This is a genomic window from Nocardia abscessus NBRC 100374 (genome assembly GCF_000308455.1).
In the GTDB taxonomy this organism is placed as follows: Bacteria; Actinomycetota; Actinomycetes; order Mycobacteriales; family Mycobacteriaceae; genus Nocardia; species Nocardia abscessus.
Genome location: NZ_BAFP01000274.1, coordinates 118411 through 132167 on the forward strand (window position 1 = coordinate 118411; position 13757 = coordinate 132167).

At 65.9% G+C, this 13757-nt stretch carries 13 protein-coding genes; 10 read left to right on the forward strand and 3 right to left on the reverse strand.

Annotation, left to right across the window (positions count from 1 at the left end):
• Positions 1-155: 155 nt before the first annotated feature.
• From ON19_RS37280 to ON19_RS37290, 3 genes are all read left to right on the forward strand, one after another.
• Complete coding sequence (locus ON19_RS37280; protein ID WP_043704123.1) at positions 156-698, forward strand: TetR/AcrR family transcriptional regulator; 543 nt, start codon at positions 156-158, stop codon at positions 696-698.
• 116 nt (positions 699-814) lie between these two features.
• The gene (locus ON19_RS37285) at positions 815-1471 is read left to right on the forward strand and encodes an SRPBCC family protein (protein WP_043704126.1); all 657 of its coding nucleotides are present in this window, start codon (positions 815-817) and stop codon (positions 1469-1471) included.
• A complete protein-coding gene (locus ON19_RS37290) occupies positions 1471-1878 on the forward strand; it encodes an ArsR/SmtB family transcription factor (protein ID WP_043704130.1) in 408 nt (135 codons plus the stop codon). Before ON19_RS37285 ends, ON19_RS37290 begins: the two co-directional genes overlap by 1 nt.
• Positions 1879-1909: 31 nt before the next feature.
• Here the strand turns inward: ON19_RS37290 and ON19_RS37295 are convergent, their stop codons facing one another.
• On the reverse strand, positions 1910-3169 hold the full coding sequence (locus tag ON19_RS37295; RefSeq protein ID WP_043704134.1) for a KasA/KasB family beta-ketoacyl-ACP synthase: 1260 nt from the start codon (positions 3167-3169) through the stop codon (positions 1910-1912).
• 106 nt (positions 3170-3275) lie between these two features.
• Here ON19_RS37295 and ON19_RS37300 point away from each other — a divergent pair, with 106 nt between their 5' ends.
• Positions 3276-4226, forward strand: coding sequence for a GlxA family transcriptional regulator (locus ON19_RS37300; protein ID WP_043704138.1), 951 nt, complete (start codon positions 3276-3278; stop codon positions 4224-4226).
• A gap of 12 nt (positions 4227-4238) precedes the next feature.
• Here the strand turns inward: ON19_RS37300 and ON19_RS37305 are convergent, their stop codons facing one another.
• Both ON19_RS37305 and ON19_RS37310 read right to left on the reverse strand, forming a co-directional pair.
• Positions 4239-4955, reverse strand: coding sequence for an HAD family hydrolase (locus ON19_RS37305; protein WP_051169747.1), 717 nt, complete (start codon positions 4953-4955; stop codon positions 4239-4241).
• The gene (locus tag ON19_RS37310; protein ID WP_083899973.1) at positions 4952-6220 is read right to left on the reverse strand and encodes a cation:proton antiporter; all 1269 of its coding nucleotides are present in this window, start codon (positions 6218-6220) and stop codon (positions 4952-4954) included. Before ON19_RS37310 ends, ON19_RS37305 begins: the two co-directional genes overlap by 4 nt.
• Positions 6221-6531: 311 nt before the next feature.
• Between ON19_RS37310 and ON19_RS37315 the strand changes: the two genes are divergently transcribed.
• From ON19_RS37315 to ON19_RS37340, 6 genes are all read left to right on the forward strand, one after another.
• Positions 6532-7347 carry an SDR family oxidoreductase gene (locus ON19_RS37315; RefSeq protein WP_051169749.1) on the forward strand — a complete coding sequence of 272 codons (816 nt, stop codon included), beginning with the start codon at positions 6532-6534 and terminating at the stop codon, positions 7345-7347.
• An 11-nt stretch (positions 7348-7358) separates the two neighbouring features.
• The gene (locus ON19_RS37320) at positions 7359-8537 is read left to right on the forward strand and encodes an acyl-CoA dehydrogenase family protein (RefSeq protein WP_043704142.1); all 1179 of its coding nucleotides are present in this window, start codon (positions 7359-7361) and stop codon (positions 8535-8537) included.
• A 6-nt stretch (positions 8538-8543) separates the two neighbouring features.
• On the forward strand, positions 8544-9689 hold the full coding sequence (locus tag ON19_RS37325; RefSeq protein ID WP_043704146.1) for an acyltransferase family protein: 1146 nt from the start codon (positions 8544-8546) through the stop codon (positions 9687-9689).
• A 389-nt stretch (positions 9690-10078) separates the two neighbouring features.
• Positions 10079-11113, forward strand: a complete 1035-nt coding sequence (locus ON19_RS37330; protein WP_051169750.1) for an L-tyrosine/L-tryptophan isonitrile synthase family protein — start codon at positions 10079-10081, stop codon at positions 11111-11113.
• A gap of 8 nt (positions 11114-11121) precedes the next feature.
• Positions 11122-11925 carry a TauD/TfdA dioxygenase family protein gene (locus ON19_RS37335; RefSeq protein ID WP_043704150.1) on the forward strand — a complete coding sequence of 268 codons (804 nt, stop codon included), beginning with the start codon at positions 11122-11124 and terminating at the stop codon, positions 11923-11925.
• 27 nt (positions 11926-11952) lie between these two features.
• On the forward strand, positions 11953-13749 hold the full coding sequence (locus tag ON19_RS37340) for an NAD(P)/FAD-dependent oxidoreductase (RefSeq protein WP_051169751.1): 1797 nt from the start codon (positions 11953-11955) through the stop codon (positions 13747-13749).
• Positions 13750-13757 lie beyond the last annotated feature (8 nt).

Consider the following 13757-nt stretch of genomic DNA (forward strand, 5'->3'; position numbering starts at 1 on the left):
TCCTGCGATTGGGATACCCATGGCATCTAGAATCGGATACTGAGAGTATCTGTAAGGGGTATGGATTGTCTGGGAATAGCGATGAGTGTCGGCGGCTTCGGGGAGCAGGGCATTCACGGCCGACTCGAGCGCAGAGCCAGGCGCGGACGCGCACCGTGTTGACGGCGACCGCCAAACGGCTTTTTCTGGAGGACGGCTATCAGGCGACGACTCTGGACAAGGTCGCAAAGGCCGCCGGTTTCACCAAAGGGGCGGTGTATTCGAACTTCCGCACCAAGGACGACCTGTGCCTGGCGGTGCTCGACGAAATTCACCGTGAGCGAGCGGCGGAGGTCGCCGAAATCATCGCCGCCCCTACGGCCACCGACCGTCTGAAGCGGATGACGGAATGGGCCGAACGGGTTGTCGGCGATCCCGATTGGACCCAGTTGGAACTGGAGTTCAGCGTCCATGCGCGGCGCGACGACCACCTCCGTGCCGAACTCGCGACCCGGCTCGGCGACATCGTCGGCATGGTCGGCGCCGCCCTGGAGACGGCCGAGGACACCGAAACCCAGAAGCCGCGGGCCGAAGCCGCGGTCGCCGTACTGGCGCTCGGCGTCGGGCTGGGCCTGTTCCGGTCGATCGATCCCGGCATCCCGGTGACGGGCATGATCTCGGCGCTGCGCGCGATCGCGGGATTGACCAGGAACGGCTGATCCGCTCGGCCGGAAAGCGTCCCGGCCGCATGCCCGACGGGGCCGAAAAGCTCCGGTGGTGTCGCGGTCGCCGCGTCTGGTCTAATATAAGTCAAAACTTATTACAGGAGGATGTCATGCCGCTGCTCACCGATCCCACCGCCATCGCCGGGCTCGTGACCCGCGAGGTCCGCACCGGTTCCCGGGACGGCACCCCGACCAGGATCGCTGTCGCCCGGCGCAGCTACCCGACCGATCAGGCGGATCTCTGGAACGCGCTCACCGATATCGAGCGGATCCCGCGCTGGTTCCTGCCCATCAGCGGTGATCTGCGGGTCGGCGGGCGCTATCAGACCGAGGGCAACGCCAACGGTGTCGTGGAACAGTGTGATGCGCCGGAGCGCTTCGCCGTGACCTGGGAGATGGGCCCGCAGATCTCCTGGCTGACGGTTCGTCTCACGCCCGCCGGAGACGGCACCGAGTTGGAGTTGCTGCACGAGGCTCCGGTCGATCCCGAGTTCTGGTCGCAGTACGGGCCGGGCGCTGTGGGCGTCGGCTGGGATCTCGCCCTGATGGGTCTCGGGCTGCACCTGTCCAGCGGAGCTCCGGTGGACTCGGCGGAGGCACTGGCCTTTCCGGTCACGCCCGAGGGAGTGGCGTTCGTACGCAAGGCGGCGCTCGGTTGGGCGGATGCCGCCGTCGACGACGGTGACGACCCGGCGGAGGCGAACGCGGCGGCGCTGCGGACCGTCGATTTCTACACGACCGTTCCCGAGGACGGCTCCGAGGGCTGATGGATCGGTCCCCGGCGAAGATCTTCGAGGCACTCGGCGACCCGGTTCGCCGATTCATCCTCGAATTGGTGGCGGCCGACGAGCAGCCCGCGGGTGCGGTGGTCGCCGCCGTGCAACAGCGCGCACCGATCTCCCAGCCCGGCGTCTCCCAGCACCTCAAGGTGCTCCGCGACGCCGGGCTGGTAAGCGTCCGCGCCGAGGGCACTCGACGGCTGTACGCCCTGGACCCCGAGGGCGTCGACGCCGCCCGCGCCTGGCTCACCGGATTGGCCGACCCGCTACACCAGTTCGCGCAACCGCTCGACGCTCTCGCGACGGAAATCGCCCGTGGGAAACGGGCGCGCCGCAGCGCCGCGTCCGGACGGACCGGCGACGAGGATTCCGGCCGACAAGCCCGGCAGGCGTGACCCGTCGAGGCGTGGCCCGCGATTCTCTTTTTCAGCAGCGGCCGAACACGACGGCCGCGTTGTGGCCACCGAAACCGTAGGAGTTGTTCAGCGCGAAGTTGATGTTCTGGGTTCGAGCGCTGCCGTGAACGATGTCGAGATCGATCTCCGGGTCCTGGTTGTCGAGGTTCAGCGTCGGCGGCACCACACCGTCGCGGACGCTGAGCACAGTCAGGGCGGCTTCCACCGCGCCGACCGCGCCGACCGAGTGCCCCAACGCGGATTTCGGCGCGTAGACCGACGCGTGGTCGCCCACCGCCGCCCGGATCCCCTTGGCTTCCGCGAGATCGCCGAACGGGGTGGCCGTCGCGTGGGCATTGACGTGGTCGATCTCGGTGGGGCTCACCCCGGCCGTTTCGATCGCCCGGCGCATCGCTCGAATGTTTCCCTCGCCCTCCGGATGCGGGAGCACCATATGGTAGCCGTCGGCCGTGAGGCCCGCGCCCATCAAGCGAGCCAGGGGCTTGGCACCCCGTGCCCGTGCGTGGTCTTCCGACTCCAGCACGAACAGCGCGGCGGCTTCGCCGAAGACGAATCCGTCGCGGTCCCGGTCGAACGGACGTGACGCGCGTTCGGGTTCATCGATTCGCGTGCTCAACGCGCGCATCATCGAGAATCCGGCCACCGCGAGCGGATTGATGCGGCCCTCCACGCCTCCCGCGACGATGATGTCGGCTTCCCCCAGGATGATCGAACGCCACGCGTGCACCAGCGCCTCGCATCCCGACGCACAGGCGGAGACGGGCGTGATCACGCTGGCTCGCGCGCCGAGTTCCAGTCCGACCACCGCGGCAGCGCCGTTCGGCATGGCCATCGGTACCGCGAAGGGCGACACCTTGCGGTAGCCCGCGTTCTGCATCAGGTCGTTGGACTCGATGATCGTGTCGGCCCCACCGAGGCCGGTGCCGATGCAGACGCCGAGACGATCGAGATCCACTTCCGGCCGTCCCAAGGTGTCCCAGATCCGGTTACCCATGACATAGGCGACCTGCTGGACATAGGACATGCGGCGCTTCTGGACGCGGCTGAGTTCATCGGTCGGATCCAGTTCGAACTGGCCGCCGATGTCGACGGGAACCTGGAAGCGCTCGAAGTCCGGGTCTTGCACCTTGCCGATTCCGGTTTCCCCCGCGAGCAGTCGTTTCCAGGTCGCCTCGGTGTCGGCGCCTACCGCCGTCGACATTTCGACCGCCGTCACGACCACGCTCCGGAACCCTCCGTTGCTGGTGGAGAAGTCCGTCAAATCGGACATCAAACCCCTTCTTTCGGCTTGTCGGCTCGGATGCTCAAGCGAGGCTATGTGCGCGTTGGAAGGCCGGGGTAGTAGCCCGAGTGCCTTTCACCGCTACGATCGGGCCATGCAACCGGATGGGGGAGCGCGCCGGGTCGCCGTCGTCATTCCCGATGAAGTAGTCGTTCTGGACGTGGCGATTCCGATCGATGTGTTCGGCTCCGATCCGCACTATCGGCTCGAGGTGTGCGCGGTATCCCCCGAGGTACCGACGTCGGTCCCGGGGCTGTCCTGTGTGGCTGTGGCGGGGATGGAGGCTTTGCGGCACGCACACACGGTGGTGGTGCCCGGTTACGCGTCCTACGAAACACCGCCGCCGGATCTGGTTGTCCGAGCGCTTCGCGACGCTCATGGCCGGGGCGCGCGCATGCTGTCGATCTGTACCGGTGCTTTCGCTCTCGCCGCCGCGGGACTGCTGGCCAACCGGCCCGCGACAACGCACTGGCGGGCCGCCCCGTTACTGCAGAGCCAGTACCCGGACATCGAGGTCCACCCGGACCGCCTGTTCGTGGACGACGGAGACGTGCTGACCTCCGCGGGGGTCACCAGCGGCATCGATCTCTGCCTGCACGTGGTGCGCAAGGACATCGGCGCGGCGGCCGCGAACGAACGCGCCCGCGACCTGGTGGCGCCGCCGGTTCGCGAGGGCGGCCAGGCCCAGTACACCCGGCAGTTCCCGACGCAGACCTCCTCCGGCGTGCTCGCCGAGACACGTGCGTGGATCCTCGCGAACCTCGATCACCGGCATTCGCTCGAAGACCTCGCCAGGCGGTCGAATCTCTCGCGGCGTAGCTTCGTCCGGCGGTTCCGGGAGGAGACCGGAACCTCCACGCACGTGTGGATCACCAGTGCGCGCCTGAATCAGGCGCGCGAACTGCTCGAGACGACCGAACTGTCGATCGATCAGATCGGCTACCGCGTCGGTCTCGGGAACCCGGCCAACACCCGCGCGGTATTCAAGCGTCATCTGGGTGTCAGCCCCGGTCAGTACCGGCGCCTGTTCGCGGTCGGGAACTGACCAGCGCGAGACTCAGCCGGGGAGTCGTTGCGCGGGATAGTCGCGCAGTCGCGGATCGGCGTCGCCGACGACGACCGGATGGCCGACCAGGTCGAACATCGCGATGTCGGAATGGTGATCGCCGAACGCCGTACAGGTGGACAGATCGATGGCGTTCCGCTCGGCATACCGCAGCAAGGCCGCGGACTTGTCGGCCCCGACCATCGTCGCGAGGACTTTCCCGGTGTATTTTCCGGCCGCCGTCTCCATCGTCGTGCACAGCACCGAGGTGGCACCTACGGCGTCGGCGATCGGCCGCAGCGCCGGGGTGAACGAGCCGGAGACCAGCACGATGTGGGTCCCGGCCCGGGACAGTTCGTCGAGCCGCCGTCGCACGGCGGTGTTGAAGAAAGCCGGATCCGCGGCGCACGAGGTGAACCAGTCGTGTCCGATGCGGCGCACGTCGGCGACGTCGCGGCCGGCCCATCGTCGATAGAACCACCGATGGGATTCGCTGCGGCTCATCCCCGCCCCACGAAGTGCGCGGAACTCTTCGACCACGGTGTCGGCTTCGGGGCCGTAGCCACGTCGTCGCGCGTCGAACAGGAACAAGGACAGGAAGCTCACGCAACGGACCAAGGTTTCATCGACGTCGACGAAAGCCGCTGGGACACCGGCTCGATCGACCCGACGCGCTACCGGCGACGCGCCGGCGCGGGCGGAGCCCGTGGTCTCCGCATGCTGTCTCATGACGCGGCGACCTCGGTCTGGACGGCGGAATCGGTGCGCCGCCCTTCTTCTTTCCCCGGTGGCGGGTCGCCGCGGTGCGCCGCGGGGGTGGCGCCACAGAGTTTCAGCAACGGTGCCGTCATCGCGGTGGTGACCAACGCCATCATGACGAGCAGCGAGTACAGCCGCTGTTCGATGACGCCGATCGTGAGCCCGATGTTCAGGATCACCAGTTCGGTCAGCCCTCGGGTGTTCATCAGCGCCGCGAGGGCCGCGGACTCGGTCCGATCGGTCCGGGCGAGGCGGGCCGCCAGGTAGGTGCCGCCGAGCTTTCCGGCGATCGCGGCGAACATGATCGCGGCGAATTCGCCGATCGCGGCGCGATCGAGGGCGCCGAGGTCGACCTGGAGGCCGGCCACCACGAAGAACGCGGGCAGGAAGATGCTGCTCAGGAGCTGGGCGCCGCTGTCGACCGCCGTGCGCAGCCGCCGGGGGAAGACGACACCGAACAGGAACGCGCCGAAGATCAGGTGAAGTCCCAGCCATTCGGTGGTGGCGCCCAGCAGCAGAGCGCCGGCGACGCCGAGGAAGACCATGTTGCCCGAATTCCTCTCCGACCCGGTGCGGGAGAGATGGTCGAGGGCTGGACGCACCGCCCACCACAACACCAGGACCAGCGGAACGAACAACAGCAACCGCCAGTGGTGATCCGTGCCAGGCCGGGCGATGGCGATGACCACCGCCAGTCCGCACCAGGCCAGGACGTCGTCCACCGCGGCGCAGGTCATGGCCGATTGGCCGAGCGGAGTGCCGAGCAGCTTGCGGTCGTGCAGGATCCGGGCCAGCACCGGGAACGCGGTGACGGCCAGCGCGCAACCGATGAAGAGCGCGAAGGTCAGCCGGTTGTCACCGTCGTGCCGGGCCAGCGCCCAGAGCGCGACGACGGAACCGAGCGCGAAGGGCGCGATGTAGGCCGACAGCGCGATCGCCGTGACCGACCGCTTGCGTCCGGCGATCGACCGCAGATCCATCTCGAGGCCCGCCGAGAACATGAAGATCATCACCCCGACATTCGCGAATGCCGTGAGGTACGACCGGATGTCGAGCGGGAAGACCGCCTCGGACAACTGCGCTCCGAGAATCGTCGGACCCGCGAGTATGCCCGCCACGATCTCGCCGATCACGGCGGGCTGGCCGAGCCGCTCGGCCAGCCAGCCCAGCAGACGTGCCGCGCCCACGATCAAGACGAGGTCCAGCAACAGAAAGATCATTTGATGGCTCGGCATCGCCTCGACTCCGTTCGACCTCGACGAATCGCGGGATCGGATTCGATGCTCGCACGGGGTATCTCCGTAGCGAATCGACCGCGGTGCGGAACCCCCCGAAACTTGGACTGCCTGCACCGAGACGATAGCGCACCGGCCCGGTGGACGAGAGCGCAGAGTGATCCAGGCCACGTCCGTCGTGCCAGGGGTGCGGGCTGGCGCAAAGAGGTGCATCTCTGTCGCGAATCGGACTGGCTGGTCGCTCTTTTGGTTGTGAATACTTCGTTCTATGGCTTGTGCCGGTCGGAGGGCTCAGCCGAGGGGAGTCGACGTTGTTCGAAGGTAAGACGGTACTCGTAACCGGTGCGGCAACCATCATCGGAGCTGAAGTCGCTGGTGTCTTCGCTGAATATTCCGCGAATGTCGTACTGGGTGACATAGATACGGACGGGGGGAAGGGGGCGGCCGCCGCGATCGGCGACCGAGCCGTCTTCGTGCCCCTCGATGTGCGCAGCGACGCGTCGATCAGGTCGTTCGTCGCCGCCGCGGTCGAGCGGTACGGACGAATCGATGTTCTGGTCAACATCGCCTGCGTCTACGGCGACGACGGGCCCGGCGGGGATGCGCGGGCACAGTGGCTCGACGTGCTGAACACCAATGTGGTCGGCGCGGCGATGTTGTGCGAGCAGGCGCGCAGCCAGCTACGGGACACGGCGGGTTCCATCGTCAATTTCGCGTCTCCCAGCGGACGCATCGCTCAGGCGGGGCGGATTCGATACCCGGTCAGCAAGGCGGGGATGCTGCAGCTGACCCGCAGTCTCGCGCTGGAGTACGCCGGCGACGGGATCCGGGTGAACAGTGTCTCGCCGGGCTGGACCTGGTCCCGCGTGATGGACGAGGTCACCGAAGGAGACCGGGCCCGCACCGATGCGGTGGCCTCGCGGTTCCACATGCTGGGCAGGGCGGCCGACGCCCGCGAGATCGGCGAGGTGGTCGCCTTTCTCACCTCGTCCAAGGCGAGCTTCGTGACCGGCGCCGAGTGGACGGTGGACGGCGGTTACTCGGCTCTCGGACCCGAGCAGACCACATCGGCGATCGAGCTGCTCATGCGAGAGCGCCCGGAATCGCACGCAACTTCTCTGGCTTAGGAATTGGGAAAATGACTGCAGCAACAATTTCGGCGACCTCCTTGCTGACGGCGGTCCGGTCGCTGGCCCCCGATTTGGCCGCGCGTCGCAGTGAGATCGATGCCGAGCGCCGGCTCCCGGTGGACATCGTCGAGCGGCTTCGCGAAATCGGTGTCTACCGTATGTGTTTCAGCGCTGAGATCGGCGGCCCCGGCTTGACCTCGCTCGAGCAACTGGAAATCGTCGAGGCGCTGTCCTACGGCGACACCGCGACCGGCTGGTGTGCCATGATCGGCGCCGCCACCGGCATCTATGCCGGCTATCTCGACGAACAGGCCATCGCGGAGCTGATGCCGACGCAGGACCTGATCACCGCGGGACTGATCTTCCCGGCCGCCCGCGCCGAGCGGGTCATCGATGGTTACCGGCTGACGGGACGATGGAAGTTCGGAAGCGCGATCACGCACGCGGACCTGGTCATCGGTGGCGCGTTCGTGACATCGGAGGGCAAGGTGGAGCAGACCCCGGACGGTAAGCCGGTCGTTCGGCTGTTCTACATGCGCCGCGATCAGGTCGCGGTGTTCGACACCTGGGACACCACGGGCCTGCGCGGCAGCGGAAGCAATGACTACGCCGTCGAGGACCTGTTCGTCCCCGAGCGCCATTCCTTCGCGTTCGGGGAACCGAAGAGCTGCAGCGGGAAACTGGCCGAGCCGGAGGCACTGGCCCGGATCATGCCGGGAGTGCCGCTGGGGACGGCCCGTGCGGCGTTGGACTACGTGCGCGATGTCGCGGACGGAAAAGTAGTGGCCGCGACGGGGCAGAAGTGGGCGGACAACTACCGCGCCCAATATCTGCTCGGTGAGTGCGAGATGGAGTACATCGTCGCGCGCGGCGCTGTCGTCAACACCATCGCGGAGCTGTGGAACGCGTTGGACGGCAACCGTTTCGTGGACCTGCCCACGGATCTGCGGATCGCGACCGCGCTGGCCAGGACCAATGCCTTCCGCGCCGCGCAACGAATCCTCTCTCGCCTGTGCGAGCTGGTGGGCACCGAGTCGATCTACCGGCCGAATCCGCTCGATATCTGGCTGCGCGATACGAACACGATGGTCCGGCACATCATCGCGCACGACCAGGTGATCCAGTCGACCGGCGCCTTCGTGCTCGGCGGCAGACCGGAGTTCCCGTTCATCGTAGGGTTGGGCTGATCGGTGATGGAAGTCGACAATCGCAAACGGCTGCCGTCCTTGACCGGACTGCGGTTCTTCGCGGCGTTCTCGGTATTCATCTTCCATGTGATGCTGCCGAACTCACCGATACCGCCCTACAAGCCGGTCAACCTGTTCTCCGATCCGGATATCGCGTACAACGCGGCGGTGGTGGTCGGGAAAGCCGGGTTCCTTGGGGTGTCGTTCTTCTTCATCTTGAGCGGCTTCGTGCTGACCTGGTCGTGGAAGCCGGGATCGAGCAAACTGCAGTTCATCCGGCGACGTATGGTCAAGATATTCCCCAACCACCTGACGCTATGGGTAGCGTCGATGGTGCTCTTCGCAGCGGCGATCACGTCGTGGAAGGCATGGCTGCCCAATATCTTCTTGATCCATGCCTGGTTCCCGCAGAACTATATCAACGCGGGGGTCAATACGCCGTCGTGGACATTGTCCTGTGAGCTCCTGTTCTATGTTCTGTTCCCCTTCCTGATACCGGCGGTGCTGCGCATCGACGTGAAATATCTGTGGTACGGCGCCGCGGCCATGGTGGCCGGCATGTGCCTGATCGTCCTGCTGACGGTATTCGTCGTGCCGAGCTCCGAGAAATCGGAACTCACGCCCATACCCGTGCTGCAATTGTGGTTCGGATATCTATTCCCGCCGTCGCGTCTGTTCGAATTCTTTCTCGGCGTGTTCGTGGCGCGCATCGTGATGGAAGGGCGATGGATACGGATCCCCCTCTGGGCAGCGGTGGGCGGGGTCGGCGTGGGATATCTGGTGGCCATGTACACGCCGTTCTACATCGGCTTCGTGCTGGCGACGGCCGTTCCGCTCGCGTTGCTGATCGGCTCGGCGGCGAAGTCCGACCTGGACGGGAGCTCCAGGTTCCTGTCCAGCCGGCTCGCCGTCTGGCTAGGCGAGATCTCGTTCGCCTTCTACATCTGTCAAGGCGTGACGGTGTTCTACGTCCGTCGCGCGATGGGGGCCGCCACGTTCAGCGCGCCGGTCGCGGTGCTGCTGATCGTGCTCCTGTTCTGTCTCAATATCTTCGCCGCATGGTTGTTGTTCACCTTCGTGGAATCTCCCGCGATGCGCCGTTTCGCTCGGCCGAAACGACGACCGGTTGTCGTGGAACAGGTGGTGAATTAGCCGGTCCGGGCGACGCTCGACAACAACTCGATACTTGTTCGGAGGCTCGTGGCGTTGCCATGGGCCTCCGAATCTATTTCGTGTTTCGGTCGTGAGTCTATTTGGTTGCCTCCCTGTCTCGGCGGCGGTATCCTGGAAGAGTTCTAACCACGGAACCGGTTATAGACGTGGGGGGTGTTCGATCAATGAACTGCGTGACTCGGATTTGGCTCTGAGCATCGGGGCTCGCCGATCCTGGGTTTCCGCTGGAATCCGGTTCCTACTTTCGTTCTTACTCTGACGTTTCTGATCGCAGCAGCTCACCGACGGCTCGATCCGCGTTCATAGCGGAATTTCGCCGTGCGGTCCGCTTGTGTGCGCTCGTTTTGTCGGGTGTCAGGAAGGTAGTAATGAGTACGACTGTCGACAATGGGTCCGAGCGCGTCAGCGAACTCGGGCGCCGAGACGCCCACGCCGGACCCGACCATGACGTCGGGTCGGTCGCCACCCGAATACTCGGTATGGTCTTCGCGCGCAGGCGAAGTGCCGAGCCGGGGGCGGTGTGCGACCTCGCCCCCTGTGCGGAGTGCTTCGCACCGCACCTGACCAAGGTGATCCGCTACATCCAGCTCGGATTGCCGGTCCACTTCATCATCCCCGCCTTTCCGGCGAAGTCGCGGAACCGCCGCAAGACGCTGGGCCATCTGCCCGACATGGCGGAGGTCCTGGCAATCGAGTCCCTGCAAGGTTTCTGCGACCAGATCTCGGCCGTGTACCGGCCGGGCGCCATCGTGACCATCTGTTCCGACGGCCATGTGTTCAGTGACACGCTGGGAATTCCGGACATACACGTCGACCACTACGGCGACGAGCTCCGTCGCGTGATCCGCTCGACCGGAGGCGGTTCCATCGGCCTCTACGGATTGCGTGACGCCATGCCGGAAATGGGTTGGGACGAACGCAGGCAGCGCCTGCTGAAGGAATTCTCCGACGGGATCGACGTGCTGCGCGAGGCGGTCCGGACCGAGCCCGCCGCCCGGCGGATGTTCAACGGAATCCATCGCTTCATGGTCGAGGACAACGCGGTGCTGATGCCCGAGCTGTCCGCCACGCAGCGGCGGAACCGGTCGAAGGAGACGGCGTACGAAGTGGTACAGCGCAGTCAGGCGTGGAGCCGGCTGATGGGGGAGACCTTCCCCGAAGCGGTGCGGCTGTCGATCCATCCGCAGGCGAATCACTCCGAGAAGATCGGATTTCACCTCCTGCGCACGCAGGACAGCTGGCTGACCCCGTGGCACGGCGTGGTGCTCGACGACGGAACGAACTACACGCTGGTCAAGCGGATGCAGGCCGAGGAACTGGGTGCTCGCCTGGTCTGGCGCAACAGCCGTCCCAGTCATTTCGTCCTCGGTGCGGCGCCGGAGACCGAATCACAGCGAGCGTAAGGAAGCTCATGACCAGAAGTTTGAACGAAGCACTGCTGGAGGGAGAGCGGCTGCGCCCGTTCGGCCGCCAGGTGACGTCCCCGGCGCAGGGACAGACGCTCGCGGACGTGCCGATCGAAGAACTGCTCGCACTCGCGCTCGGCGCGAAAGTGGTCGTACTCCGCGAATTCGGCCTGCTCGGCAAGGCGGAACTGGAGAACTACTGTCGCGCCGCGGGAGAGATCCTGCAGTGGAACTTCGGCTCGATTCTCGATCTGGTGGTGCGGGACACGCCCGAGAACTACTTGTTCGACCGAGGCGATGTCCCATTCCACTGGGACGGCGCGTTCGCCGAGCAGGTGCCGCGATTCTTCCTCTTCCAATGTGTGCAAGGGGAGGGCGCCGGTGGCGAGACCGTGTTCTGTGACAGCGTCCAGGTCTATCGGGAAGCGCCCGAAGACCTGAAAGAGCTGTGGGCCCGCGCCACCATCACGTACCGGACGGACAAGCTCGCGCATTATGGCGGCCTCGCCGAATGGCCGTTGCTCGGTACCCATCCGGCCACCGGCGAGACGACGATCAGATACGCCGAGCCGTTGGACCCCGCGCGATACGCCAATCCGCTGTTCTTGACCGTCGACGGCATTTCGGCCGAGGACGGCGTGCGCGTCATGGAGGACTTGCGTGAGCGGCTGCACGACGCGCGCTACTGCTACGCCCACGAATGGCAGACCGGCGACATCGTCGTGGCCGAGAACCACGCGCTGCTGCACGGCAGAAATGCGTTCACCGGGTCGGTATCCCGGCATCTGCAGCGCATCCAGATCATCTGAGCTATCGGCCATTAGAGAGGACTATCAATGGCTACATCGAACTCACGACCAGCGAGCGAGTACGACGTCGTGATCATGGGCGGTGGTCCCGCAGGGTCCACCCTCGCCGCCATACTCTGCCGCGAGACCGATCTGCGGGTGGCGGTCTTCGACCGCGAGGTGTTCCCGCGCGAACACATCGGCGAATCCGGAGCGCACCCATTGGTGCCGGTTCTGCAAGCCAGTGGCGCTCTGGAAAAGGTGCTCGCGAGCGAGTGCTGGATCCAGAAGTTCGGCGGAATCTATCAGTGGGACACGGATCGGCCGTTCGTGGGCTTCTTCGAGCACTCGGACTACCTGATCGACGGCGTGTACCGCTGGTCGGTGCACGTGAATCGCGCCGAATTCGACACCGTATTGCTGGACCACGCCGAAGCCTCTGGCGCACACGTCTTCCAAGGTGTTCGGATCGTACGGTTCCTTCCCGGCGAATCGGACGCCACGATCGTGCTGGAAGACGGAACCGAGATCAGGGCAGGCTATTTCGTCGACGCGTCCGGCCGGGCGAATCAGGTCGCGGCCCGTGGTTCACAGCGGGACAAGCAATGGCTGTCGGACTACCGCAATGTGGCCGTCTGGTCGCACTACCGCAACTGCGTGCCAGCGCAGCGGGCGGACGGTGACTGGAACGTCTTTCGCGCCGACGACCTGTCGCCGATCTACGCGGTGGCCTTCGAACACGGCTGGGTGTGGTACATCCCGACGCCTCGCCTGGTCGACGGCGTCCGGGAGAACGTGTGGTCGATCGGCATCGTGACCAACCCGGAGTCGATCGCCCGGGTGGATCTGCGTGATCCGGACATCTTCCTGAAGACGATCAAATCGATTCCGGTGCTGCGGGATCTGGTCGCGGATGCCGAGCCGGTTCGTGCCGAGATGCTGACGGCCACCAACTACTCCCGCGTCAGCGAGTGTTTCGGTTCGTACTCGGATCGCTGGATGGCGGTCGGGGACGCGTCCTACTTCGTGGATCCGCTGTTCTCCTCGGGGATGTCGTTCGCCGTCACGCAAGCCTGGGCGGCCGCGCTGGTCCTTCGGAAGACCTTCGACCAGGAGCTGGACGAGCAGTCCAAGGAGGACCTCTGGCGTGATTACGACGTCGAGTGGCGCGGCATGGCGGAGACGTGGGCCCTCAGTATCGACCAGTGGTACCACGAGATCTCGCGTTCGCATCCCGAGAGCCCGTACTGGAGCGCCCAGGGCCGGCGAGTCGGGGTCGACAACGCCACCGAGGGGACGTTCCAGGCGCTGTTGAACACCGCGCTGGTGCCCGACCTGCTGAACATCATGACGAAGGGGACTCGCGATCCGCGTGACCTCGCCACCGAAGGGCCCTACCTCCGAGCCTTCACCGCGGCCGACGCGGTGGACTTGGGACCGGGCGACATGGTGGCGCTGTCTCCTGACGCACGGATTCGCGCGGGTCTGGCAGCGGACATCCCGGGCTTCAAAGGCATGTCGCCGCCGTTCGAGATTCCGCAGGCAGCACGCGAAGGGCTGGCCATGTACTGGCGAGATCCCATCGCCAACAGTTACGCCGCGCCGTCGCCGCTCGCCGATCCGGTGCCCTGCCACCGGATCTACTCCGCGGCCGACCCGGGCATCGAGGTGCGGTGCCTGGAGCGGGACGGGGGCGAAGAACTGTGGGAAACGCTGAACCGCGGTGCCGCGCGCTGGTCGGAGCTGGCGCCACAGCTGTCGGTGTTGCAGGGACGGGCCTTGAAGCGCTTGATTCGCGCCGGGTTGGTGGTCGTCGGGCCGGAAGCGGATCAGCAGGTCGACTAGGTCGGCGA